Annotated in this window: 22 protein-coding genes and 1 pseudogene; 17 read left to right on the forward strand and 6 right to left on the reverse strand. The window is 55.1% G+C overall.

The window, feature by feature from the left end:
- Window position 1: 1 nt before the first annotated feature.
- The 5 genes from sapD to pspF all read right to left on the reverse strand — a co-directional run bounded on the left by sapD (window position 2) and on the right by pspF (window position 5,554).
- Window positions 2-994: a putrescine export ABC transporter ATP-binding protein SapD gene (gene sapD / locus ACF8PE_RS13830; RefSeq protein WP_032611144.1), complete on the reverse strand. Its 993-nt coding sequence runs from the start codon at window positions 992-994 to the stop codon at window positions 2-4.
- Window positions 994-1,884 (reverse strand): putrescine export ABC transporter permease SapC, encoded by an 891-nt coding sequence (gene sapC / locus ACF8PE_RS13835; protein WP_032611143.1) that lies wholly within the window; start codon window positions 1,882-1,884, stop codon window positions 994-996. The genes sapD and sapC overlap by 1 nt, the downstream gene beginning before the upstream one ends.
- Window positions 1,871-2,836 carry a putrescine export ABC transporter permease SapB gene (gene sapB / locus ACF8PE_RS13840; protein ID WP_032611142.1) on the reverse strand — a complete coding sequence of 322 codons (966 nt, stop codon included), beginning with the start codon at window positions 2,834-2,836 and terminating at the stop codon, window positions 1,871-1,873. The genes sapC and sapB overlap by 14 nt, the downstream gene beginning before the upstream one ends.
- Entirely contained in the window at window positions 2,833-4,473 is a 1,641-nt protein-coding gene (gene sapA / locus ACF8PE_RS13845; RefSeq protein WP_032611141.1) for an ABC transporter substrate-binding protein SapA, read from the reverse strand. Before sapA ends, sapB begins: the two co-directional genes overlap by 4 nt.
- Window positions 4,474-4,561: 88 nt before the next feature.
- Complete coding sequence (gene pspF / locus ACF8PE_RS13850) at window positions 4,562-5,554, reverse strand: phage shock protein operon transcriptional activator (protein WP_164540546.1); 993 nt, start codon at window positions 5,552-5,554, stop codon at window positions 4,562-4,564.
- 151 nt (window positions 5,555-5,705) lie between these two features.
- On the opposite strand from pspF, the gene pspA reads away from it, so the two are divergent.
- The 15 genes and pseudogenes from pspA (at window position 5,706) to ACF8PE_RS13925 (ending at window position 20,133) form a co-directional block, all read left to right on the forward strand.
- Window positions 5,706-6,374: a phage shock protein PspA gene (gene pspA / locus ACF8PE_RS13855; RefSeq protein ID WP_032611140.1), complete on the forward strand. Its 669-nt coding sequence runs from the start codon at window positions 5,706-5,708 to the stop codon at window positions 6,372-6,374.
- Between the two features lie 54 nt (window positions 6,375-6,428).
- Window positions 6,429-6,653, forward strand: a complete 225-nt coding sequence (gene pspB / locus ACF8PE_RS13860) for an envelope stress response membrane protein PspB (RefSeq protein ID WP_032611139.1) — start codon at window positions 6,429-6,431, stop codon at window positions 6,651-6,653.
- Window positions 6,653-7,012: an envelope stress response membrane protein PspC gene (pspC, locus tag ACF8PE_RS13865; RefSeq protein WP_059307726.1), complete on the forward strand. Its 360-nt coding sequence runs from the start codon at window positions 6,653-6,655 to the stop codon at window positions 7,010-7,012. Before pspB ends, pspC begins: the two co-directional genes overlap by 1 nt.
- 14 nt (window positions 7,013-7,026) lie before the next feature.
- Complete coding sequence (pspD, locus tag ACF8PE_RS13870; RefSeq protein WP_150871379.1) at window positions 7,027-7,248, forward strand: phage shock protein PspD; 222 nt, start codon at window positions 7,027-7,029, stop codon at window positions 7,246-7,248.
- 185 nt (window positions 7,249-7,433) lie between these two features.
- Window positions 7,434-9,131, forward strand: coding sequence for a sugar phosphorylase (locus ACF8PE_RS13875; RefSeq protein ID WP_392494984.1), 1,698 nt, complete (start codon window positions 7,434-7,436; stop codon window positions 9,129-9,131).
- Between the two features lie 14 nt (window positions 9,132-9,145).
- Window positions 9,146-10,438, forward strand: coding sequence for an ABC transporter substrate-binding protein (locus ACF8PE_RS13880; protein WP_392494985.1), 1,293 nt, complete (start codon window positions 9,146-9,148; stop codon window positions 10,436-10,438).
- 22 nt (window positions 10,439-10,460) lie between these two features.
- The gene (locus ACF8PE_RS13885) at window positions 10,461-11,342 is read left to right on the forward strand and encodes a carbohydrate ABC transporter permease (protein WP_392494986.1); all 882 of its coding nucleotides are present in this window, start codon (window positions 10,461-10,463) and stop codon (window positions 11,340-11,342) included.
- Window positions 11,329-12,171, forward strand: coding sequence for a carbohydrate ABC transporter permease (locus tag ACF8PE_RS13890; protein WP_077227342.1), 843 nt, complete (start codon window positions 11,329-11,331; stop codon window positions 12,169-12,171). Before ACF8PE_RS13885 ends, ACF8PE_RS13890 begins: the two co-directional genes overlap by 14 nt.
- Before the next feature lie 28 nt (window positions 12,172-12,199).
- Window positions 12,200-13,252, forward strand: coding sequence for a zinc-binding alcohol dehydrogenase (locus ACF8PE_RS13895; RefSeq protein ID WP_103793322.1), 1,053 nt, complete (start codon window positions 12,200-12,202; stop codon window positions 13,250-13,252).
- Between the two features lie 17 nt (window positions 13,253-13,269).
- Complete coding sequence (locus tag ACF8PE_RS13900) at window positions 13,270-14,058, forward strand: sugar phosphate isomerase/epimerase (RefSeq protein WP_032611128.1); 789 nt, start codon at window positions 13,270-13,272, stop codon at window positions 14,056-14,058.
- Between the two features lie 11 nt (window positions 14,059-14,069).
- On the forward strand, window positions 14,070-15,128 hold the full coding sequence (locus ACF8PE_RS13905) for a Gfo/Idh/MocA family protein (protein ID WP_392494987.1): 1,059 nt from the start codon (window positions 14,070-14,072) through the stop codon (window positions 15,126-15,128).
- Entirely contained in the window at window positions 15,122-17,401 is a 2,280-nt protein-coding gene (locus ACF8PE_RS13910) for a glycoside hydrolase family 65 protein (RefSeq protein WP_392494988.1), read from the forward strand. The genes ACF8PE_RS13905 and ACF8PE_RS13910 overlap by 7 nt, the downstream gene beginning before the upstream one ends.
- Window positions 17,391-18,068: a beta-phosphoglucomutase gene (gene pgmB, locus ACF8PE_RS13915; RefSeq protein ID WP_191152565.1), complete on the forward strand. Its 678-nt coding sequence runs from the start codon at window positions 17,391-17,393 to the stop codon at window positions 18,066-18,068. The genes ACF8PE_RS13910 and pgmB overlap by 11 nt, the downstream gene beginning before the upstream one ends.
- A 2-nt stretch (window positions 18,069-18,070) precedes the next feature.
- A pseudogene (locus ACF8PE_RS13920) lies at window positions 18,071-19,152 on the forward strand (ABC transporter ATP-binding protein).
- Window positions 19,153-19,218: 66 nt separating this feature from the next.
- Complete coding sequence (locus ACF8PE_RS13925; RefSeq protein ID WP_103793326.1) at window positions 19,219-20,133, forward strand: OmpG family monomeric porin; 915 nt, start codon at window positions 19,219-19,221, stop codon at window positions 20,131-20,133.
- A 33-nt stretch (window positions 20,134-20,166) separates the two neighbouring features.
- Here ACF8PE_RS13925 and ACF8PE_RS13930 read toward each other — a convergent pair whose 3' ends face one another.
- The gene (locus tag ACF8PE_RS13930; RefSeq protein ID WP_117385517.1) at window positions 20,167-21,177 is read right to left on the reverse strand and encodes a LacI family DNA-binding transcriptional regulator; all 1,011 of its coding nucleotides are present in this window, start codon (window positions 21,175-21,177) and stop codon (window positions 20,167-20,169) included.
- Between the two features lie 154 nt (window positions 21,178-21,331).
- On the opposite strand from ACF8PE_RS13930, the gene ACF8PE_RS13935 reads away from it, so the two are divergent.
- Together ACF8PE_RS13935 and ACF8PE_RS13940 are read left to right on the forward strand one after the other, a co-directional pair.
- On the forward strand, window positions 21,332-22,729 hold the full coding sequence (locus tag ACF8PE_RS13935; protein ID WP_130588727.1) for a YcjX family protein: 1,398 nt from the start codon (window positions 21,332-21,334) through the stop codon (window positions 22,727-22,729).
- Window positions 22,726-23,775: a TIGR01620 family protein gene (locus tag ACF8PE_RS13940; RefSeq protein WP_392494989.1), complete on the forward strand. Its 1,050-nt coding sequence runs from the start codon at window positions 22,726-22,728 to the stop codon at window positions 23,773-23,775. Before ACF8PE_RS13935 ends, ACF8PE_RS13940 begins: the two co-directional genes overlap by 4 nt.
- Window positions 23,776-23,869 lie beyond the last annotated feature (94 nt).

The following is a 23,869-nucleotide window of genomic DNA, read 5'->3' on the forward strand; positions in this document are numbered from 1 at the left end:
GTCACTCTTTCTCCATGTTCAGCGGGAAATGGCAGGCAAAGAGGTGGTTCCTCGGCCCGGCAAGGCGCGGGGTTTCAATGCATTTACGCTGCGCATAGGGGCAGCGCGGCCCCAGGCGGCAGCCAATCGGCAGATGTTCAAGAAGCGGGATCGCCCCCGGCAAGGTGTTGAGGCGGCTTTTATGCGGCATGGCGCTGCCAAAATCGGGGATCGCCCGGATCAGCGCTTGGGTGTAGGGGTGATGTGGCATGGTAATCAGATCTTCGCTGCCGGCGGTTTCCACGGTCTGTCCGCAGTACATCACGTCAATTTTATCTGCCCATTTGCTCAGCATCTGCAGGTCATGGCTGATCAGCAGAATAGTGGTGTTGTTGTTCTGGTTCAGCCGCGTGAGCAGGCGGAAAATTTGCGCCTGGGTGGTAGGCTCCATCGCATTGGTTGGTTCGTCGGCAATCAGCAGGCGTGGCTGGTTGGCCAGCGCAATGGCGATCATCACTTTCTGACACTCGCCGTCGGTCAGCTCATACGGGAAGCTGCGCATGGCGTCTTTGTGATCCTTGATCCCCACCCGGTGCAGTAGCTCGATGGTCCGGCGTTTGCGCCAGCCAAAACGCTGCCACCAGCGGCCTTTATAGGTCCAGCCGGGAATGTTCTGCATCAGCTGCTTACCAACACGTTCGGACGGATCGAGGCAGGACTGCGGCTCCTGAAAAATCATCGACACGTTGTGGCCCACCAGCTTACGCCGCTCGCGGGCGGAGAGGCGCAGCAGGTCGATATCATCAAAACGCATCCGGTCGGCGGTGACGCGCCAGTTATCTTTCGCCACGCCGCATATGGCTTTGGCAATTAAACTTTTGCCCGAGCCAGACTCGCCCACCAGTCCGCGGATCTCGCCTTCGCTCAGGGTAATGCTGACGCGGTCAACCGCTTTCACCCAGCCTTCGCTGGTTTTTATTTCAATCGTCAGATTACGAATGTCCAGTAATGGCATTATTCCACCCCCGCCACAATGGCGCGACGAATGCCGTCGCCAAGCAGGTTCACCAGTAACACACTTATCATGATCGCCGCGCCCGGCAGCATCACCGTCCACGGCGCCACGTAGATCAATTCCAGCGCGTCGCCCAGCATTGCCCCCCATTCCGGGGAGGGAAGTTGCGCACCCAGGTCGAGAAAACCGAGCGCAGCGATATCGAGGATCGCCATCGACAGCGCGCGGGTGATCTCGGTCACCATCCCGGAGGCGATATTAGGCAGCACCGCGAACCACAGAATATTTAAGGTGGTGGCGCCATCCAGACGGGCGGCAACCACGTACTCTTTTTCCAGCTCATCGTGAACCAGGCTATAGACCGAGCGCACCATGCGCGGCAGCAGCGCCAGCCACACCGCAAACATAGCGTGGGTCAGGTGCGGGCCGGAGAACGCCACCACGATGATCGCCAGCAGCAGCGACGGAATCGACAGCAGGGTGTCGAGAATGTGGTTTGTCACTGCCGAGCGCAGGCCGTGGGTTGACCCGGCGACAATGCCCAGCACCAGCCCACACAGGGTGGCCGCCAGGGTGACCACAAACGCGCCGCCGACCGTGGGTGCTGCGCCGCTCAGCAGGCGACTTAAGACATCGCGCCCGAGATCGTCGGTACCGAGGAAGAACGAGACTTCGCCGTAACGTGACCAGGAGGGCGGTAACAGCTGATAGCCGAGGAACTGCTGGTCGATACCGTAGGGCGCAAACCAGGATCCCAGGACGCAGAGCAGCGCCAGGCCGCCGCAGCCGTACAGGCCGATCATCGCCGTGGTATCGCCATAAAAGTTACGCCACACGGTGCGCAACGCCCCGGGCGTGCGCTTTTCACTGTATACGCTATCGTAAGGCATACCATTCCTTATGTTTCAGCGGGTTAGCCATAGCGCCCAAAATATCGGATATCACGTTAACAATAATCACCAGCGCGCCAATCACCATCACACCTGCGGAGATCGCGGCGTAATCCTGCTGGCGGATGGCGTTAATCAGCCAGCGCCCCAGGCCCGGCCAGCTAAAGACCATCTCGGTGATCATCGCCAGGGTCAGCATGGTGGAAAACTGCAGGCCTAGCCGCGGGATCACCGGCGGCAGGGCGTTATGCAGAACATGGCGACGTAAAATCGTCAGCCGCGACAGCCCGCGCGTAGCTGCGGCTTTGACATAGTTCTTATCAAACACCTCGATGGTGCTGATGCGCATCAACCGGATCACCTCGGTGGTCGGCGCAACGGCCAGCGCCAGCACCGGCAGCACCATATGGCGCACGGCGCTGATAATCATCTCATGCCGCCAGACCGAATCTGAGAGCCAGGCGTCAATAATGGCGAAACCGGTCACCGTCTTCACCTCATACAACAGGTCAAAACGCCCGGAAACCGGCAGCCAGCCCAGCGTCAGTGAGAAAAAGAGCGTCAATAGCAGCGCCAGCCAGAACACCGGCACCGAAAAGCCGAGCAGAGCGATGGCACTGATGAATTTATCCTGCCACTTGTTGCGGGTGATCCCGGCGAGCATCCCCACCGGGATCCCTACCACCAGCGCAAAACCGAACGCCAGGATGCACAGCTCCATCGTGGCGGGGAACACCTCTTTTAGCTGTTCAGCGATGGGCTGGCCGTTAATGCTGGAGACGCCAAAGTCAAAATGCAGTACCCCTTCAAACCAGAACCACCACGCATTCCACAGAGAGGCGCCCTGTAGCGGCGCATGCGGCGTGAAATAGCTCAGACTGAAGCCGACAAAGGTCAGGAAGAAGAGAGTGATGAGCAGCAACAGCAGCCGACGTAAGGTAAAAATAATCACGGTTTTTTCACCTCTTCTTGCTTCTCACGAGAGACACCGGCAAAGGACGCGTTGCCAAACGGGCTAAGCACCAGCCCTTTAATATCGTAACGGTACGCCTGCAGACGCAGAGAGGAGGCCAGCGGCAGCACCGGCAACTCTTTGGCCAGAATCGTTTGTGCCTCATCGTAGGCATCGATGCGCGACGCCAACTGCTGAGTTGACAGCGCTTTGCGCAGAATGTCATCAAACTCGCGGTGGCACCAGTGGGCATAGTTGGTCTGTGAATCGATCGCTGCACAGCTCAGCAGTGGCCGGAAGAAGCTGTCCGGGTCGTTACTGTCGGTTGCCCAGCCTGCCAGGGTTAAATCATGGTTCATATCCATCAGGCGCGCCTCCTGAAAACGGCCTTCCACCGGAACGATCACCACGGTGACCCCCACCTGAGCGAGATCGGCTTGCAGCAACTCAGCGGTCTTAAGCGGGCTGGGGTTCCAGGCCTGAGAACTGGTAGGGACCCACAACTGCAGGGTGAGATTATCCGCCCCCAGCGCTTTGAGTTGTTCGCGGGCTTTATCCGGGTTGTATTCGGTAATTTTAGCCTCGCTATCGTAAGCCCACGAGGCGCGGGGCAGGATTGAGGCGGCCGTTTCTGCCGTACCGTAATAGATGGACTGCATCAAACGCTGGTTATTGATCGCCAGCGCCAGAGCGTGGCGCACTGCCGGGTTATTGAGCGGCGGCTTATTGGTATTAAACGCCAGATAGGCGATGTTCATGCCCGGGCGCAGGGTCAGGCGCAGACGCGGATCGTCACGCAGGATGGTCAGCTGGCTGGCGGCCGGCCAGGCCAGCACATCGCACTCACCGGTGAGCAGCTTCGATAATCGGCCCGTGCCGCCGGAACCTAAATCCACCACGACCTGTGGCATCAGCGGTTTGCCGCGCCAGAATTTGTCATGGCGTTGCAGACGCACATATTGCCCGGCGCGATACTCTGCAACCTGGAACGGACCTGTGCCCACCGGCTGGCGGTCCATCAGCTCCTGTTTATCCTGCAGGGTCAGTTGGGTGGCATATTCAGCGGACATCACCGAGGCGTAGTGCGTTGCAAGATGCCACAGGAAGGAGGCATCCGGGCGCGCGAGGGTAAACTCCACCGTGCGGTTGTCCAGCTTGCGCACGTTTTTCACCGTATCGGCAAACTGCAGGCTGTCGAAATAGGGGAAGCTGCCGCCGTTAACGTAGTGCCACTCATCGTCGCGGTTAAAAATGCGCTGGAAGGTGAAGACCACATCATCCGCATTGAGTTTACGGGTAGGTTTAAACCATGACGTGGACTGGAAGCTCACATCGTCGCGCAGACGGAAACGGTAGGTGGCGCCGTTGTCTAAGACTTCCCAGCTTTCGGCCAGCTCTGGCACCAGGCGGTACGTATAAGGATCTACATCCAGCAGGCGGTCGTACAGCTGTGCGGCGAGAGTATCAACAATCAGGCCGCTGCTCGCTTTTTGCGGGTTGAAGGTGTTGACCTGCCCACTGACGCAGTAGACAAAGCCGCTGTCGCGAATATCAGCGCCATCCACAGACGTGGGGGCAGCAAAAGCCTGGCTACATAACAGGCCGAGCGCAATCAGGGACGAGAAAACCAGACGCATAATTTTTAAGGTTTTTAGTGACGATCTGCAAAGTGTATCGCACTTACACCTGCTTCGTAAAAATGTCTGCGGATAAGTGCTGTTATTGTCAGCGCATTTGATGCTTTTTGAGCAATGCCCTTAGCTGGTGGTAGGTCAGCCCCAGCAGTTCAGCCGCGCGTTTCTGATTATATTTTGCCTCCCGCAGACTCTGCTCCAGCAGTTGCTTCTCCTGCGTCTGCTGGAACTGGCGTAAATCCAGGGGCAGGACCGGCGACGCCGCGGAGTGGGGCTTATCGGCGGGAGAGGGGGTGGAACGACTGAACGGATCGATCACAATCTCATCCAGCTCGGTTTCGCTGCTGCCATGGCGATAGACGGAACGCTCAACCACATTTTTCAGTTCACGGATGTTCCCCGGCCAGCGGTAGTCGAGCAGCGTGTCACGGGCGCGCTGACTGAAACCGGGAAACAGGGGCAGCCCCAGCTCGCGGCACATCTGAATGGCAAACTGCCCGGCCAGCAGCATGATATCGCTGCGCCGCTCGCGCAGCGGTGGCAGATTGACGACATCAAAGGCCAGCCGATCCAGCAGGTCGGCGCGAAACCGCTCCTGCTCGACCATCTCCGGCAGGTTGGCGTTGGTGGCGCAGACCAGACGAACATTGACCTGCAACGGCTGACTGCCGCCCACGCGCTCCAGCTCGCCGTATTCAATCACGCGCAGCAGTTTTTCCTGCACCAGCATCGGGGCGGTGGCCAGCTCATCGAGGAACAGCGTACCGCCATCGGCGCGCTCGAAACGTCCGGGGTGACGACGCTGCGCCCCGGTAAAGGCCCCCGCCTCATGACCGAACAGTTCGGTATCAAGCAGGTTTTCGTTCAGTGCGGCGCAGTTCAGGGAGATAAAGGGGCCATCCCAGCGCCCGGATAAGTAATGCAGGCGGTTGGCAATCAGCTCTTTCCCGGTGCCGCGCTCCCCGATGATCAATACCGGTTTATTCAGCGGTGCCAGGCGGGAAACCTGCTCCAGGACTTCAAGAAAGCTGTTCGCTTCCCCTAATAAGGTATCTTTAAATTCAGACATGATGAAATTAACCATTTAGTGGTGTGATTCACTAAGCGAGAGTAGAGTGGAACGGGTGAAAAAGCAATCACCTCTCATAAAATCAATAAGATAAAAAACTGGCACGGGATTTGTATCAGCTATGCAGCAGGGCTTAGCCCGATAACAGAAATGTGAGGATTCAATTATGGGTATTTTTTCTCGTTTTGCCGACATCGTGAACGCCAACATCAACTCGCTGCTGGAAAAAGCGGAAGATCCACAGAAGCTGGTGCGCCTGATGATTCAGGAGATGGAAGATACGCTGGTGGAAGTACGTTCAAACTCCGCCCGTGCGCTGGCAGAGAAGAAGCAACTTTCTCGCCGCATTGAACAAGCGACTGCCCAACAGAGCGAATGGCAGGAAAAAGCCGAACTGGCGCTGCGTAAAGATAAAGACGATCTGGCCCGTTCCGCGCTGATCGAAAAACAGAAGCTGACTGACATCGTCGCGACGCTGGAGCAGGAAGTTACGCTGGTAGATGACACGCTCACCCGCATGAAAAAAGAGATTGCGGAGCTGGAGAACAAACTGAGCGAAACCCGCGCCCGCCAGCAGGCTCTGGCGCTGCGTCACCAGGCAGCCAGCTCTTCACGCGATGTGCGCCGTCAATTGGACAGCGGCAAGATCGATGAAGCCATGGCCCGTTTCGAGTCATTTGAGCGTCGTATCGATCAGATGGAAGCCGAAGCCGAAAGCCACAGCTTTGGCAAACAGAAGACGCTGGATCAGCAGTTTGCCGATCTGAAAGCGGATGATGAAATCAGCGAGCAACTGGCCGCGCTGAAGGCCAGAATGAAACAAGACAATCAATAATAATACCTGCGGCGCCAGCTGGCGCCGCCACTCATCGTAAGACAAGGAGTAGACATGAGCGCGCTTTTTCTTGCCATTCCGCTAACCATTTTTGTGCTGTTTGTACTGCCGATCTGGTTATGGCTGCATTACAGCAACCGTTCTTCCCGGGGCGAGCTGTCGCAAGGCGAACAGCAGCGTCTGGCGCAACTGACCCAGGAGGCGAATAAAATGCGTGAACGTATTCAGGCGCTGGAAGCGATCCTGGATGCGGAACATCCGAACTGGAGGGATCGCTAATGGCCGGACTGAATCTGAATAAAAAATTGTGGCGTATCCCCCAGCAGGGGATGGTACGCGGCGTCTGCGCCGGCCTGGCGCACTACCTCGACGTGCCGGTAAAGCTGGTACGCGTGGTGACGGTGCTCTCCATTTTCTTTGGTCTGGCGTTTATTACCCTGGTGGCCTACATCATTTTATCTTTCGTGCTGGACCCTATGCCTGACAGCGCGATGAGCGATGAGAATGCCCCAACCAGCAGTGAACTGCTGGACGCGGTGGATGCCCAACTGTCGGCAGGCGAGCAACGCCTGCGTGAGATGGAGCGGTATGTCACCTCTGACACTTTCTCGCTGCGAAGCCGTTTTCGTCAGCTTTAACTGAGAGAACTCATATGAATCAACGCTGGCAACAGGCCGGACAGCAGGTTAAGCCGGGCCTGAAATTCGCAGGGAAGCTGTTTTTACTGACTGCACTGCGTTACGGCCCGGCAGGCGTCGCGGGCTGGGCCATTAAGTCTGTTGCGCGTAAGCCGGTAAGAATGTTACTGGCTGTGGCGCTGGAGCCCATGCTGAAGAAGCTGGCAAACCGCGTTTCCCGTCGTTACTTCTCCTGATCTCCCTATTACCTGAGCCCTTTCCTTTATATGGAGAGGGCAGGTAGCATTTCTCTGATTTCCTGCTTTCTTTGCGGCAGTTCACAATAATGCGCTGAGCTGCTTTGCGAATCCCTTTTTCTCCTTGCTTGTCCGTTGACAGATATTTTTCATGGGAGTAGATTGCCCTCCGTGGGACCGCTACCATGGAAAACAATGTGAACGCTAAAATTAAGAGTTTAATAAACTTTGTTTACGGAGAGTCTTTTTCTGAGGCGCATTTAAAGGTGCTGCTTGAGAAAATTGACAACGCTGGGTCTGTAATTACGGGAAAGCGTAAAGCAGGCTGGGATGAAAAAGATATTGTCCTGATTACTTATGCCGATCAGTTCTCTGCGCCAGGGGAGAAAGCTCTCCCGGTTTTTACCCGATTTTATAATGAGTGGCTCTCTCGCTCATTTTCTCATGTCCATCTTCTGCCTTTTTACCCCTGGTCTTCTGACGATGGTTTTTCCGTCATCGATTATCATGAAGTTGCACCTGAAACGGGTTCGTGGCGTGATGTCGCGGAATTAAAAAAGTCAGCCAGCTTGATGTTTGACTTCGTTTGCAATCATATGTCGGCGAAAAGTAAATGGTTTGAAAATTATATTAACCAGACGCCGGGGTATGAAGATTTCTTTATTTCCGTCGATCCCGAAACTGATTTGTCCGCAGTGACACGGCCCCGGGCTTTACCCCTTCTGACACCTTTCACGCTTCATGATGGCAGCGTCCGCCATCTCTGGACCACCTTCAGCGAAGACCAGATCGATCTCAATTTCGCCTCTCCTGAAGTGCTGATTGTGATGGTGGATGTGCTGCTGCATTACCTTATGGAAGGGGCTCGTTATATCCGCCTGGATGCCGTCGGCTTTATGTGGAAAATCCCTGGAACAAACTGCATTCATCTGGAACAAACGCATCGCCTTATTCAGCTTTTCCGCGCCATCACGGACAGGGTGGCTCCAGGTACGGTGCTGATTACGGAGACAAACGTTCCGCATAAAGACAACATCTCTTACTTTGGTGATGGTGAAAATGAAGCGCAGATGGTTTATCAGTTCTCTCTGCCTCCGCTTGTGCTGCACGCCGTCCATTGTCAGGATGTCCGGGCGCTCTGTCAGTGGGCGTCATCGCTGAAGCTGCCTTCCATGAAAACCACCTGGTTTAACTTCCTGGCTTCGCATGACGGCATCGGCCTTAATCCTTTACGCGGAATTTTACCGGAGTCAGAGATCCTCTCGCTGGTAGAGAAATTGCAACAAGAAGGGGCGCTGGTTAACTGGAAAAATAATCCTGATGGCACCCGAAGCCCCTATGAAATTAATGTGACCTATCTCGATGCGTTAAGTGCGAAGGAGAGTGAGGATAATGAGCGCATCGCCCGATTTATTCTGGCTCATGCTGTTCTGTTAAGTTTCCCGGGCGTGCCTGCAGTGTATATCCAAACTATTCTGGGTTCCCGTAACGATTATGACGGGGTAGAGCGGCTGGGGTATAACCGCGCCATTAACCGGAAAAAATACCGCGCCGGGGAAATAGATGCCGAACTTGAGGATAACAAGAGCCTTCGTCATAGCATTTACCATCGACTGACACAATTGATTGCGGTGCGTCGGACAGAAAAAGCCTTCCATCCAGACAGTCAGACGATTTTCGAAACGTCAGGAACGCATGTTTTCAAAATTATTCGTACTGCGGATAATGGCGAGCGCATTACTGCATTATTTAATTTCAGCAATCAACAGCAAAATATTCATTCAGATATTGAAACCGGAAGGGAGTTAATCGCCGGAGAGGATATTCGTAGTACGACTCTGTCCCTAAATCCATGGCAGGTCATGTGGATTAAAGAAAACTAAAAAGGACCTATAAAATGAAAATGCCCAGAATTGTGCTGATATCAGCACTGGTTTCGTGCGCCCTGTTATCAGGTTGCAAGGAAGACCAACAGTCTAACGTCACCATTGAGTTTATGCACTCGTCTGTCGAACAGGAGCGACAGGCAGTTATTACAAAACTGATTGAGAAATTCGAGAAAGAGAATCCGACCATCAAGGTGAAACAGGTGCCGGTGGAAGAGGATGCCTATAACACCAAGGTGATTACGCTGGCCCGTACCAACGCCCTGCCTGAAGTAATCGAAGTCAGCCACGATTACGCCAAAGTCATGGATAAAGAGCAGCTGCTGGATCGTGCTGCTATTAGCGAAACCATTAATGCTGTGGGCGAAAACACCTTCTACGACGGGATCCTGCGCGTCGTTCGCACTGAAGATGGCGAAGCCTGGACGGGTGTGCCGATCAGCGCCTGGCTTTCCGGCGTCTGGTACCACAAGGACGTACTTGCGGCAGCGGGTCTTGAAGAGCCGAAAAACTGGGAACAGCTGCTGAAAACCAGCCAGATGTTGAACAATCCGGCCAGTAAACATTACGGCATTGCCCTGCCTACTGCTGAGAGCGTGATGACTGAGCAAGCGTTCTCGCAGTTTGCTCTGTCGGGTGGTGCAAACGTGTTTAATGCCAAAGGTGATGTCGAAATTAACACGCCGGAAATGGCCAAAGCGCTGGCGTTTTATAAAGAGCTGGCGGCGACCACCATGCCGGGATCGAACGATGTTATGGAGATCAAAGACGCCTTTATGAATGGCTCTGCGCCAATGGCCGTCTACTCCACCTACATCCTGCCGGCTGTCTTCAAAGACGGAAATCCCGCCAATCTGGGATTCGTCGTCCCGACTGAAACCTCCTCGGCGGTCTATGGCATGGTCACCTCGCTGACTATCACTACCGGTCAAACCGAAGAAGAAACCAAAGCGGCAGAGAAATTTGTTACCTGGATGGAACAGGCTCAAACCGCCACCGACTGGGTCATGATGTCCCCGGGCGCGGCATTGCCGGTGAACAAGCTGGTGGTCGGCACCGAAACCTGGAAAAACAACGAGGTGATCAAGGCCTTTGGTCAACTGCCTTATGAGCTGATCGCGCAGTTCCCGAATGTGCAGGTGTTTGGCGCCGTGGGAGATAAAAATTTCACCCGCATGGGCGACGTGACGGGTTCCGGCATCATCAGTTCCATGGTGCATAACGTGACGGTGGGGCAACAGGATCTCAGCGCAACGTTAAGCAATAGCCAGACGCGACTGACTGACCTGATTTCACAACGATAGGAGCGCACTGCGGAAGGGAATTATGAAGACGTTGTTTTCTGGTCGATCAGATATGCCTTTCGCCATGCTGCTGTTGGCCCCCAGCCTGATTTTGCTGGGGGGCCTTGTGGCCTGGCCGATGATTTCCAACATTGAAATCAGTTTTTTACGCTTGCCTTTAAACCCGCGAGTCAGTGCGGTGTTTGTCGGGTTCGATAACTACATCCGTATTTTGAGTGATGCGGCGTTCTGGCATTCGCTGTGGATGACCTTCTGGTATACGGCGCTGGTGGTCATAGGTAGCACCGGGTTAGGGCTGGCCGTTGCCATCTTCTTTAATCGGGAGTTTCGCCTGCGCAAAACGGCGCGTTCTCTGGTGATCCTCTCTTACGTTACACCGTCGATCTCGCTTGTGTTTGCCTGGAAGTACATGTTCAACAATGGCTATGGGATTGTGAACTATCTGGGCGTGGATCTGCTGCATCTGTATGACCAGGCGCCGCTGTGGTTCGACAACCCAGGCAGCAGTTTTGTCCTGGTGGTGCTGTTCGCCATCTGGCGCTACTTCCCGTACGCGTTTATCTCGTTCCTCGCGATATTGCAGACCATTGATAAGTCGCTGTACGAAGCGGCTGAAATGGACGGCGCGAATGCATGGCAGCGTTTTCGCATCTTCACGTTGCCCGCGATTATGCCGGTACTGGCCACGGTTATCACACTGCGAACCATCTGGATGTTCTACATGTTTGCGGATGTGTATCTGCTCACCACCAAGGTCGATATCCTGGGCGTCTATCTCTACAAGACCGCCTTTGCATTCAATGATCTGGGTAAAGCCGCCGCAATTTCTGTCGTGCTGTTCGTGATCATCTTCACCGTCATTCTGCTCACCAGAAAAAGGGTAAACCTCAATGGCAACAAATAAACGCATCCTGGGCCGGATTGGTTTCTACCTGGGGCTGGCGGTATTCCTGATTATCACGCTGTTCCCGTTCTTCGTGATGCTGATGACCTCGTTCAAGAGCGCGAAAGAGGCGATATCGCTCCATCCGACCATTCTGCCGCAGGCATGGACGCTACAGCATTATGTCGACATCTTTAATCCGCTGATCTTCCCGTTTGTGGACTACTTCCGCAACAGCATGGTGGTGTCGTTAACCTCGTCGGTCATTGCCGTTTTCCTCGGCACGCTGGGCGCTTACGCACTCTCCAAACTGCGTTTTAAAGGGCGCGCGACGATCAACGCGAGCTTTTACACCGTCTACATGTTCTCCGGGATTTTGTTGGTGGTACCGCTGTTCAAAATCATTACCGCATTAGGCATTTATGACACCGAACTGGCGCTCATCATCACCATGGTGACCCAGACCCTACCGACGGCGGTATTTATGCTGCGCAGCTATTTCGACACCATCCCGGACGAAATAGAAGAAGCCGCGATGATGGATGGCCTGAACCGCCTGCAAATCATCTTCCGCATCACCGTGCCGCTGGCGATTTCCGGGCTGGTGTCGGTCTTTGTCTACTGCTTTATGGTGGCGTGGAACGACTATCTGTTTGCCTCCATTTTCCTGTCCAGCGCCAGCAACTTCACCTTGCCTGTCGGGCTGAACACCCTCTTCAGTACGCCGGATTACATCTGGGGTCGCATGATGGCGGCATCGCTGGTGACGGCACTGCCGGTGGTCATCATGTACGCGCTGTCTGAACGTTTTATTAAAAGTGGTTTGACCGCCGGTGGCGTTAAGGGCTAAGGCGGCCGATTTTAACAAGGAGTGAATCATGAAGAAGTTAGTTGCGATCGCGCCGCGCGTGGCGGCGCTGGTGGACTATGAAGATCGTCCTGTGGCGGCACATGAAGTCAAAATTCGCGTCCGTTTCGGCGCGCCGAAACACGGCACCGAAGTGGTGGATTTTCGTGCGGCGAGTCCCTTTATCGACGAAGAGTTTAACGCGGAATGGCAGATGTTTACCCCGCGTGAAGAGGGCGCAGCCCGCGGGATCGAGTTCGGCAAGTTCCAGTTAGGCAATATGGTCGTGGGCGACATCATTGAATGCGGCGAGGATGTGACGGAGTACCAGATCGGCGACAGCGTCTGCTGCTACGGTCCGCTGCAGGAGACGGTGATCGTCAATGCCGTAGACAACTACAAATTGCGCAAAATGCCGCAGGGCGCCTCCTGGAAAAACGCCGTTTGCTACGATCCGGCGCAGTTCGCCATGAGCGGTGTACGCGATGCCAACGTCCGTGTGGGCGACTTTGTCGTTGTGGTCGGTCTGGGTGCCATCGGACAGATTGCTATTCAGCTGGCAAAAAAAGCCGGGGCGTCAGTCGTCATCGGTGTCGATCCTATCGAACATCGCTGTGAAATCGCACGCCGTCATGGCGCGGATCACTGTCTGAACCCAATCGGTACCGATGTTGGCCTGGAAATCAAAAAACTGACCGGTAAGCAGGGTGCGGACGTGATCATTGAGACCAGCGGTTTTGCGGATGCGTTGCAGTCTGCGCTGCGCGGACTCGCCTACGGCGGAACCATCTCCTACGTTGCGTTCGCTAAGCCGTTTGCCGCGGGTTTCAACCTCGGTCGCGAAGCGCATTTCAACAATGCAAAGATTGTCTTCTCCCGCGCCTGCAGTGAACCCAACCCGGACTACCCGCGCTGGAGCCGTAAGCGTATCGAAGAGACCTGCTGGGAATTGTTGATGAACGGTTACCTGAATTGTGAAGATCTGATCGACCCGGTCGTGACTTTCACCACCAGCCCGGAAAGCTATATGAAGTATGTCGATCAGCACCCGGAACTCAGTATCAAAATGGGCGTCACTTTTTAAGCTAAGGACAGCAAATAATGAAGATCGCAACACAAAACCAGGCCTTTTTCCCGACCAACATTATGGAGAAATTTCAGTTCATCAAAGCGATGGGTTTTGATGGCTACGAAATTGACGGCAAACTGCTGGTCGATAACCTCGATGAAGTGAAAGCCGCAATCAAAGCCACGGGTCTGCCGGTGACGACGGCCTGCGGCGGCTACGACGGCTGGATCGGTGACTTCATTGAAGAGCGTCGTCTCAATGGGTTACAGCAGATTGAACGCATTCTTGAAGCGCTCGCTGAAGTGGGCGGGAAGGGCATTATCGTTCCGGCGGCCTGGGGGATGTTTACCTTCCGCCTGCCACCGATGACTTCACCGCGCAGCCTCGACGGCGATCGCAAAGCGGTAAACGCTTCCCTGCGCTGGCTGGACGAGGTGGCTGCGCGCACCGGGACCACCGTCTACCTGGAGCCGCTAAACCGCTATCAGGACCACATGATCAACACCCTGGCCGATGCCCGTCGCTACATCGAAGAGAATGCCCTGAAGCACGTGCAGATCATCGGCGATTTCTATCATATGAACATTGAAGAAGATTCGCTAACCGATGCGCTGCACCACAACCGCGATCTGCTGGGGCATGTGCATATCGCGGATAACCATCGCTATCAGCCGGGAAGCGGCAGCCTGGATTTTGCCAGCCTGTTCGATCAGCTGCGTGCCGATAACTACCAGGGTTATGTGGTGTATGAGTGCCGTGTTCGTGCCGACGATCCTGCGCGGGCTTATCAGGATTCCCTCACTTATTTGCGTGAATGCTAAGGATGACGAGCGTGATGAGTGCTTCAACACCTTCGCCCCTGCGCGTCGCCATCATTGGTGCCGGGCAGGTCGCGGATAAAGTGCATGCCTCGTATTACGCCACGCGCAGCGATGTTCAGATGGTGGCTGTCATGGACAGCCGCCTGGAGCAGGCACAGGCGTTCGCGGAACGTCATGCTATCCCTGCGGCATGGCAGGACGCACAAGAGATGCTACAGGCGGTTAAACCGGATGTGGTGAGCGTTTGTTCCCCCAACCGCTTTCATTTTGAACATGCCATGACGGCGCTGAATGCCGGGTGTCATGTGATGTGTGAAAAACCACCCGCCATGACGCCACAAGAGGCCGATGAAATGCGCGTCGCGGCCCGCCGGGCGGGCAAAGTGCTGGCGTATGATTTTCACCATCGTTTTGCACTCGATACGCAACTGCTGCGTGAGGCGGTGCTGAGCGGAACATTCGGTGAAATTTACTTCACCACGGCGCAGGCGCTGCGCCGCTGCGGTGTACCCGGATGGGGCGTTTTTACCAACAAATCGCTGCAGGGGGGCGGCCCCCTGATTGATATCGGTATTCATATGCTGGATGCCGCGATGTATGTGCTGGGTTTCCCGCAGGTAAAACGCGTCACGGCGCACAGCTTTCAGAAGCTGGGCACCCATAAAAACAGCGGCCAGTTCGGCGCGTGGGATCCTGCGCAATTTACCGTTGAGGATGCCCTGTTTGGCACGATCGAATTCTGCAACGGCGGCATCCTGCGTCTGGATACCTCCTTTGCCCTGAATATCCGCGAGCAGTCGATCATGAATGTCGCCTTCTGCGGTGAGAAGGCAGGTGCAACGCTGTTTCCGGCCCATATCTACCAGGATGACGCTGGTGTGTTACAGACCCTTACCCAGCGTGAAGAGGCTGACGACCAGCGGCATTTACGCAGCATGGATGCCTTTGTTCGTCACGTGCTGGGGGAGCCGGTCATGATCGCCGATGCGGAGCAGGGGCTGGTGATCCAGCAATTAGTTGCCGCACTGTATGAATCCGCCGAAAAAGGGGAAAGCGTGACGTTATGCTGAACCTGTCTGTATTAACCGATCCGGGCTTCTGCCCGCACAGCCTGAATAAATACGCGTCCATTATGGCCTGCGGTAACGGCTATATGGGCATTCGCGCCACGCATGAGGAAGACTACACCCGGCAAACCAGAGGGATGTACCTTGCTGGCCTCTACCATCGCGCGGGTCGTAACGAGACCAACGAACTGGTTAATCTCCCGGATGTTATCGGTTTTGATATCGAGCTGGATGGCAAGAACTTTAGCCTGTTATCCGGTGAGATCCTGAGCTGGCAACGCGAGCTGGCTTTTGCCAACGGCGAGCTGCGTCGCAGCGTCGTCTGGCGCTCGCCTGAAGGAAAAGACTACCGGCTGGAAAGCCGCCGTTTTGTTGCGCTGGATCCTCTGCCGTTAGTGGCAATGCAACTTGCCATCACGCCACTGGATGCCTCCTCGCAGGTGGGTTTGAAAACTGGCATCGACGCCACCCAAACCAACAGCGGCAGGCAGCATCTGGATGAGATGTCGGTGAGGGTATTTGACCAGCACTATATGCAGGGGATTTACGAAACACAGGACCATGCATCTGATGTGGTGATCTCCGCGTTCTGTCGCCTTTCGACAGAGAGCGACAGTTGCTTCACCGCCAAAAACCGCCGCGTCCAGGTTCACCATGCGCTGACGGTTTCCCGCGGGGAGACCGTCACGCTCGAGAAACTGGTGTGGGTGGCTCACCGTAGCGACAGAGCACTCTCCGTGGAAACCTTCGCCCGTCATGCGCTGGCCGAACTTAAAGCCTGTGCCACCAGCGGTTACGCCTCTTTGCTGGCGCGTTCAGCCTGCGCCTGGGAGAAGGTCTGGCGCGATTGCCGGGTGGAGGTGGCATCCACGGAACACCAGGACCAGATGGCGCTGGATTACGCGGTCTGGCATTTGACAGCCATGACGCCTTCCCATGACGAACGATGCAGCATCGCGGCCAAAGGGTTGACCGGTGAGGGCTATAAAGGCCACGTGTTCTGGGATACCGAAATATTCCTTCTGCCTTTCCATCTGTTCAACCGCCCGCAGATAGCACGCAGTCTGCTGCGTTACCGCTGGCTGAACCTCCCGGGCGCACGCGCGAAGGCCCGTCGTAACGGCTGGCCTGGTGCGCTGTTCCCCTGGGAAAGCGCAGCAAGCGGGGAGGAAGAGACGCCAGAGTTCGCGGCGATCAATATTCGCACGGGGGTACGCCAGAAGGTGGCCTCCGCGCTGGCCGAACATCACATCGTGGCAGATATTGCCTGGGCCGTCGTCGCTTACTGGCAGGCGACGCAGGATGACGCCTTTATGCGTAATGAAGGGGTGACGCTGCTGATGGAAACCGCGTCGTTCTGGATGGGGCGGGCCACCGACGTCAAAGGGCGTCTCGAAATCCATGACGTGATTGGGCCGGATGAATACACGGAACACGTGAACAACAACGCTTATACCAACTACCTGGCCTGGCATAACGTCGCCAGCGCTTGCCGGTTTATGTCGATGTTTAACCGTGAAGATGTGCGTTTTACGGAAAAGGCCGCCGATTTTCTGACGCGCTTATGGCTACCGGAAGCCAATGCCGACGGTGTAATCCCACAGGATGATACCTTTATGGCAAAACCGGCTATCGACCTGAGCCGCTACAAAGCGCAGGCGGGGAAACAGACCATCCTGCTGGACTATTCACGCGCTGAAGTGAACGAGATGCAGATCCTTAAGCAGGCGGATGTGGTCATGCTCAACTACCTGTTGCCGGAACGCTTTACCTCACAACAGTGTGCCGCCAATCTGGCGTTTTACGAGTCGCGCACCATCCACGACTCGTCGCTCAGTAAAACCATCCACGGGATTGTCACCGCGCGTTGCGGGGATACGGAAGGGGCTTACGCCTTCTGGCGTGACGGTGTTGCTATCGATCTGGGTGACGATCCGCACAGCAGCGATGACGGTATTCATGCCGCCGCGACCGGTGCTATCTGGTCTGGCGTCGTTCAGGGATTTGCGGGTGTACAGATTGTGGACGGGGAACTGCATCTGGCGCCGAAACTTCCTGCCCACTGGCAAAAACTCATTTTCCCGTTGCGCTGGCGGAACGCAAACATGCGCTTCACCGTTGAAAATGAGGCGTTAACGGTTGAGACCTCGGCACCTGTCACCTTAACGCTATGGGGCAAAAACCTTAGCGTAACGGGGGCGCAGGCTTTTGCTTACATGGACTTTATGACATCTGTTACTGGGACCGCTACCACGGAGGGAAGCCATGATGCTTAAGGCGGTTGTATTCGATCTGGATGGCGTGATTACCGACACTGCGCACCTCCACTTTCTGGCCTGGCGTACCGTGGCGCAGGAGATTGGCATATCCATTGACGAAACCTTCAATGAAGAGCTCAAGGGAATTAGCCGCATGGACTCCTTGCAGCGGATCCTGCGCTATGGCGGGAAAGAGGGGGCGTTTAACGAACAGCAACGCCTGGCGCTGGCGGCTAAAAAGAACGCTCTCTATGTCCGGTCGTTAGCCTCGCTGACGCAGGACTCGCTGCTGCCGGGGATCCGCGAGGTGCTTGCCGGGATCCGGGCGGCGAATGTCAAAACGGGCCTCGCCTCCGTGTCTCTGAATGCCCCGGGAATATTGCAGGCGCTGGGTATAGACCATGCGTTTGATTTTTGCGCCGATGCTTCCCGCATTGCCCGTTCCAAACCGGACCCGGAGATTTTCCTTGCCGCCTGTGCGGGACTGAATGTCTCTCCACGGGAGGCCATCGGTATTGAAGATGCCGCCGCGGGTATTCAGGCAATCAACGCGGCAGGAATGTTGTCGGTGGGGATTGGGCCTGGCCTCGATGAGGCGGGAATACAACTTCATTCAACGCGGGAACTGACCTGGAAATGCCTGACAGATTTCTGGGCCTCGCGGACGGTACTGATAAGGAACTAACAATGGCTCAACTCTCCCTGAAACACATTCAGAAAATCTATGACAACCACGTTCACGTGGTGAAGGATTTCAACCTCGAAATTGAGGACAAAGAGTTTATTGTCTTCGTCGGACCTTCAGGATGCGGCAAATCGACGACGCTGCGCATGATTGCCGGGCTGGAGGAGATCAGCGCTGGCGAGCTGGTGATCGACGGCGTGTGCATGAACGATGTTCCGGCTAAATCCCGTGATATCGCCATGGTTTTCCAGAACTACGCGCTCTATCCGCATATGACGGTCTACGACAACATGGCGTTTGGCCTGAAGATGCAAAAAATCGCGCCAGCGGTGATCGAGGAGCGGGTTAACTGGGCAGCCCAGATCCTGGGCTTACGCGACTACCTCAAGCGCAAGCCTGGGGCCTTGTCCGGTGGCCAGCGGCAGCGCGTGGCGTTAGGCCGGGCGATCGTCCGGGAAGCCGGGGTGTTCCTGATGGATGAACCCCTCTCAAACCTCGACGCCAAGCTCCGTGTACAGATGCGTGCTGAAATCAGCAAGCTACACCAGAAGCTTAACACCACCATGATTTACGTCACCCACGATCAGACGGAAGCCATGACCATGGCGACCCGTATTGTGATCCTGAAGGACGGTATCATTCAGCAGGTTGGGGCGCCAAAGCAGGTGTATAACGAGCCGGCCAATATGTTCGTGGCTGGCTTTATCGGCTCCCCCGCGATGAATTTCATTCGCGGTGCGATAGACGATGGTTATTTCGTGACCGAAACATTACGTATGGCTATACCGGAGGACAAGCTTGCGGCTCTGAATACGGGAGGTTATCAGCGTAAAGCCGTGGTATTTGGCATCCGGCCGGAAGATATTGTTACCCTCAAAGCGGACATGAAAGCATTAACGCCAAAGTCAGCGTAGCTGAACTGACCGGGGCTGAGTTTATGCTTTATGCCAGCGTCGGCGGGCATGAGCTGGTTGTGCGCGCTGGTGCGGCGAATGACTATGCGGCAGGAGATAATATTGGTATCCAGTTCGATATGAATAAGTGCCATTTCTTTGACGCTGAGACTGAAATGGCTATTCGATAATAAGCGTGTTGGCCGGAAATGCGAATTTCCGGTTTTTTTATCTGTTAATAATGAGGGAATATTTTAATGAGTACTCTACTAAAAAGTGCTGCGCTTGTTCTCTGCGCAGGGGTTAGCTGCGCACAAGCAACCGAAACGGCGAAACAGTGGGAATTTAATATCGGGGCCATGTACGAAATTGAAAACGTCGAAGGCCAGGGCGAAGATAAAGATGGGTTATATGAACCATCCGTATGGTTTAATGCAACCTGGGATGCATGGACGTTCTCTCTTGCCATGTATCAGGAGGGCACGGTTGAGTATAGTAGCATGACCCGCGGCAGTTATTTTGATCGTCCAGAATTCGAATTGCGCTATCGTTTTATTGGTACCGATGATTTGACGCTCGGCCTGACCGGCGGTTTTCGTAATTATGGCTACCACTTTAAAGATGAGCACGGCGCTAAAGACGGCAGCGCGAATATGCAGCGCTATAAAATCCAGCCTGACTGGGATGTTAAATTAACCGATGACTGGCGTTTTAGCGGCTGGTTAGCCATGTATCAGTTTGCTAACGATCTTGAAAAAACAGGCTATGCTGACAGCCGTGTTGAAACGGAAACCGGCTTTACCTGGACCATTAACAATATTTTCTCCGCGAAAATAAATTATTATTTAGAACGCGGATTTAATATGGATGGTTCGCGTAATAACGGTGAATTTGCTACCCAGGAGATTCGCGCCTATCTGCCTGTTTCAATGGGGCAAACCACGTTAACGCCTTATACTCGCCTGGGTCTGGACCGCTGGTCGAACTGGGACTGGCAGGACGATCCTTCCCGTGAAGGGCATGATTTTAACCGGCTGGGTCTGTTGTATGCCTATGATTTCAACAATGGTTTATCCATGACGCTGGAATATGCCTATGAGTGGCAAAACCACGATGAAGGCAAGAACGATCGTTTCCACTACGCCGGTGTTGGCGTAAATTACGCGTTCTGACAGGCTGCTTACCAGGGGCTACGGCCCCTGGTTTTAACGAACGGAGTCAGCAAATGAAAAGTGGGTTTCAACCAACACTTTATGGGAGGCGGGTTTACCTGCAATACGGTTGAACAGCAGATTGCAACTCTCTTCACCCAGTCTGCGGGTTGGGATATCAAACCCCCCGGGAGCAGGTGTCAAAATGAGAGAGAGCATGGGATCACTGTAACCCGCCACTGCAACCTGTTCCGGGAGGGCCACATTTAACGCCTCCGCTGCACGATAAAGACTGAGCAACTTCATGCTGTCGGTGGCAAATACCGCATCCGGTGGCGTAGCTGATGAAAGTAATTCCCGGGCGGCCGACAGGGCACTCTCGTGAGTATATCCCCCATCAACGATCCACGCCGGGTTAATAGCAATATGATTTTTTTCCAGGCTGGCTTTATAACCTGCCAGACGATCAATAGAAACGTGGTAATCAAGCGGCGCGTGCAGGCAGGCTATTTTGCGTCGGCCGGCCTTAATAAAGGCCTCTGTCAAGGTGGCACTGTCGTGAAAATTATCGGTATCGACAGAGTAGATATTTTGAAATTCACCCACGACTTTACCGATTACCACCACCGGTACGCCATACGCGTCCAGCGTTGAGAAAAAGGATTCATTGGCCGGAGAGCTTAGCATGATGATCCCTTTAATCATCTTTTGTTTTATTTTGTTCACGCATTTCAACAGATCGTCTTCACTGCTTTTTGACGTTTGCAAAATGACGTCAAACCCTTCCTCTTCTGCTTTTGCCGTAATGGCATGAAGGACATCTGAGAAAAAAGGATTGCCTGCAGTCGTTTTCGTTGAGCGGGTCGAAATAACCATGATGGCGTCAAAGCCAGAAGAGGTGAGGGCGCGGGCAACCTTATTAGGCTGATAATTTAATTCTTCAATCGCCTTCAACACTTTTTCCCTGGCTTCAGGGGAAATATTTGTTTGCTTATTCAGTACCCGGGACACGGTTGATTTCGAAACGCCAGCAACTCGCGCAATATCATAAATGGTGGGTGACATACACCTTACTCGCTCCGATAGACGGCAATGCGGGTCATCTTACTGGAGAAAAAACGGCAATAGCAATAATTATGAATTGATAATCAACGATCTGCCCCAATTTACTGTATTCTGAAGCAAGTTATTCCATACTGGCAGGCAATGAAGGACCGAGATGAAGCGATTTAAAAGTGAACTCAATTCTCTGATCAATCGTGGGGTTGACCGTCATTTGCGCCTCGCGGTCACCGGCCTGAGCCGCAGCGGTAAAACGGCTTTTATTACGGCGATGGTCAATCAGCTCCTTAACCTGCATGCCGGGGCGCGTTTACCCTTGCTGAGCGCCGTGCGTGAAGAGCGTCTTCTTGGCGTGAAGCGTGTGCCGCAGCGTGATTTTGGCATACCCCGGTTTACTTACGATGAAGGGTTGGCCCAGCTGTATGGCTCTCCGCCCACCTGGCCAACGCCGACCCGTGGCGTGAGCGAAATCCGCCTGGCGCTGCGCTATCGTTCGAACGATTCGCTGCTGCGTCACTTTACAGAGACCTCCACCCTCTATCTGGAGATTGTCGATTATCCTGGCGAATGGCTGCTCGATCTGCCGATGCTGACGCAGGACTACCTGAGCTGGTCGCGGCAGATGACCGGTTTATTACAGGGACAACGCGCGGCCTGGTCAGCCCGCTGGCGTACCCTGTGTGAGGGACTGGATCCACTGGCACCCGCCGACGAAAACCGACTGGCGGCCATCTCGGAAGCCTGGACCGATTACCTGCATCAATGCAAGAAAGAGGGGCTGCACTTTATCCAGCCGGGCCGCTTTGTGCTGCCAGGGGATATGGCAGGCGCCCCGGCGCTGCAATTTTTCCCATGGCCGGACGTGGACGCCTTCGGTGAATCGAAGCTCGCCCAGGCGGATAAACAGACCAACGTCGGGATGCTGCGCGAGCGTTTCAACTATTACTGTGAAAAAGTGGTGAAAGGGTTCTACACCAACCATTTTTTACGCTTCGACCGCCAGATTGTGCTGGTGGATTGCCTGCAGCCGCTCAACAGCGGGCCGCAGGCCTTCAACGATATGCGCCTTGCGCTCACCCAGCTGATGCAAAGTTTCCACTATGGACAGCGCACGCTGTTCCGCCGCCTGTTCTCGCCAGTCATCGACAAGCTGCTGTTTGCCGCCACCAAGGCGGACCACGTTACGGTGGATCAGCATGCCAATATGGTCTCGCTGTTACAGCAACTGGTGCAGGATGCATGGCAAAACGCGGCGTTTGAAGGTATCAGCATGGATTGTCTGGGACTGGCCTCGGTGCAGGCTACCCAGAGCGGATTGATTGACGTCAATGGCGACAAGATCCCGGCGCTGCGCGGTCATCGTCTGAGTGATGGTGCGCCGTTAACAGTCTATCCCGGCGAGGTGCCTGCCCGGCTGCCCGGCCAGGCGTTCTGGGAAAAGCAGGGCTTCCAGTTCGAAGCCTTTCGCCCGCAGGTTATGACGGTCGATCAGCCGCTACCGCACATTCGCCTCGATGCCGCGCTGGAGTTTTTAATTGGAGATAAATTGCGATGACCGAACTCTTAAAACCGCGTATGGATTTTAGCGGTACGCTGGAGCAGGAACCGCAGGAGGCCTTCAAGGCCGCCCAAACCTTCAATACGACCCAGGCAGAACAGTTTTCCCCGGTCGTTTCCGATATGCTCCCCGCCGAAGAGGGGCAAGCTGAAGCCGTGGTCGAAGCGGCGCTACGTCCTAAACGCAGCCTGTGGCGCAGAATGGTGAGCGCCGGGTTGGTAGTTGCCGGTGTCACGGTTGTCGGGCAGGGCGTGCAGTGGGCGATGAATGCCTGGCAAACCCAGGATTGGGTGGCGCTGGGCGGTTGTGCGGCCGGGGCATTGATCGTCGGGGCAGGCGTAGGCTCCATCGCCACCGAGTGGCGCCGCTTATGGCGATTGCGCCAGCGCGCACACGAACGTGATGAAGCCCGTGATTTGATGCAGAGCCACGGCACCGGCCACGGACGGTTGTTTTGCGAAAAACTGGCGAAACAGGCCGGGCTGGATCAGTCTCATCCGGCACTGCAACGCTGGTATGCCGCTATTCATGAAACGCAGAATGACCGGGAAGTGGTCTCGCTGTATGCCCATCTGGTCCAGCCGGTGCTGGACAGCCAGGCGCGGCGGGAGATTAGCCGCTCGGCGGCTGAGTCGACCCTGATGATTGCCGTCAGCCCGCTGGCGCTGGTGGACATGGCCTTTATCGCCTGGCGCAACCTGCGTCTCATCAATCGTATCGCCGCCCTGTACGGCATTGAGTTGGGCTATTACAGCCGTCTGCGTCTGTTTCGCCTCGTGCTGCTGAATATGGCCTTTGCCGGAGCCAGTGAGGTGGTACGTGAAGTAGGCATGGACTGGATGTCGCAGGATCTGGCCGCACGTCTCTCGGCCCGCGCTGCCCAGGGAATTGGCGCCGGATTGCTGACTGCAAGACTTGGGATCAAAGCGATGGAGTTGTGCCGTCCTCTGCCGTGGACAGCGGAGGATAAACCACGCCTGGGCGATTTCCGCCGGGAATTGATTGGTCAGTTGAAAGAAACCCTCAACAAAAAACCGCAGTAGTTACATCTTCTCGCACAATATTCCGTCATGAGGTTCACAAGCTGTCAATATTTGTTGACAGCTATCTTCCCGATTACCGATATCTGGCTTATCA

Origin of the sequence: Leclercia sp. GLN_9, assembly GCF_043105735.1 — a bacterium.
Lineage (GTDB): Bacteria > Pseudomonadota > Gammaproteobacteria > Enterobacterales > Enterobacteriaceae > Enterobacter > Enterobacter adecarboxylatus.

Excerpts from the sequence above, each read along its gene's own strand:
- sapD (WP_032611144.1), bottom strand. The coding sequence starts at position 994 with ATGCCATTACTGGACATTCGTAATCTGACGATTGAAATAAAAACCAGC.
- sapC (WP_032611143.1), bottom strand. The coding sequence starts at position 1,884 with ATGCCTTACGATAGCGTATACAGTGAAAAGCGCACGCCCGGGGCGTTG.
- sapA (WP_032611141.1), bottom strand. The coding sequence starts at position 4,473 with ATGCGTCTGGTTTTCTCGTCCCTGATTGCGCTCGGCCTGTTATGTAGC.
- pspF (WP_164540546.1), bottom strand. The coding sequence starts at position 5,554 with ATGGTTAATTTCATCATGTCTGAATTTAAAGATACCTTATTAGGGGAA.
- pspA (WP_032611140.1), top strand. The coding sequence starts at position 5,706 with ATGGGTATTTTTTCTCGTTTTGCCGACATCGTGAACGCCAACATCAAC.
- pspB (WP_032611139.1), top strand. The coding sequence starts at position 6,429 with ATGAGCGCGCTTTTTCTTGCCATTCCGCTAACCATTTTTGTGCTGTTT.
- pspC (WP_059307726.1), top strand. The coding sequence starts at position 6,653 with ATGGCCGGACTGAATCTGAATAAAAAATTGTGGCGTATCCCCCAGCAG.
- pspD (WP_150871379.1), top strand. The coding sequence starts at position 7,027 with ATGAATCAACGCTGGCAACAGGCCGGACAGCAGGTTAAGCCGGGCCTG.
- ACF8PE_RS13875 (WP_392494984.1), top strand. The coding sequence starts at position 7,434 with ATGGAAAACAATGTGAACGCTAAAATTAAGAGTTTAATAAACTTTGTT.
- ACF8PE_RS13880 (WP_392494985.1), top strand. The coding sequence starts at position 9,146 with ATGAAAATGCCCAGAATTGTGCTGATATCAGCACTGGTTTCGTGCGCC.
- ACF8PE_RS13885 (WP_392494986.1), top strand. The coding sequence starts at position 10,461 with ATGAAGACGTTGTTTTCTGGTCGATCAGATATGCCTTTCGCCATGCTG.
- ACF8PE_RS13890 (WP_077227342.1), top strand. The coding sequence starts at position 11,329 with ATGGCAACAAATAAACGCATCCTGGGCCGGATTGGTTTCTACCTGGGG.
- ACF8PE_RS13895 (WP_103793322.1), top strand. The coding sequence starts at position 12,200 with ATGAAGAAGTTAGTTGCGATCGCGCCGCGCGTGGCGGCGCTGGTGGAC.
- ACF8PE_RS13900 (WP_032611128.1), top strand. The coding sequence starts at position 13,270 with ATGAAGATCGCAACACAAAACCAGGCCTTTTTCCCGACCAACATTATG.
- ACF8PE_RS13910 (WP_392494988.1), top strand. The coding sequence starts at position 15,122 with ATGCTGAACCTGTCTGTATTAACCGATCCGGGCTTCTGCCCGCACAGC.
- pgmB (WP_191152565.1), top strand. The coding sequence starts at position 17,391 with ATGATGCTTAAGGCGGTTGTATTCGATCTGGATGGCGTGATTACCGAC.
- ACF8PE_RS13925 (WP_103793326.1), top strand. The coding sequence starts at position 19,219 with ATGAGTACTCTACTAAAAAGTGCTGCGCTTGTTCTCTGCGCAGGGGTT.
- ACF8PE_RS13930 (WP_117385517.1), bottom strand. The coding sequence starts at position 21,177 with ATGTCACCCACCATTTATGATATTGCGCGAGTTGCTGGCGTTTCGAAA.
- ACF8PE_RS13935 (WP_130588727.1), top strand. The coding sequence starts at position 21,332 with ATGAAGCGATTTAAAAGTGAACTCAATTCTCTGATCAATCGTGGGGTT.
- ACF8PE_RS13940 (WP_392494989.1), top strand. The coding sequence starts at position 22,726 with ATGACCGAACTCTTAAAACCGCGTATGGATTTTAGCGGTACGCTGGAG.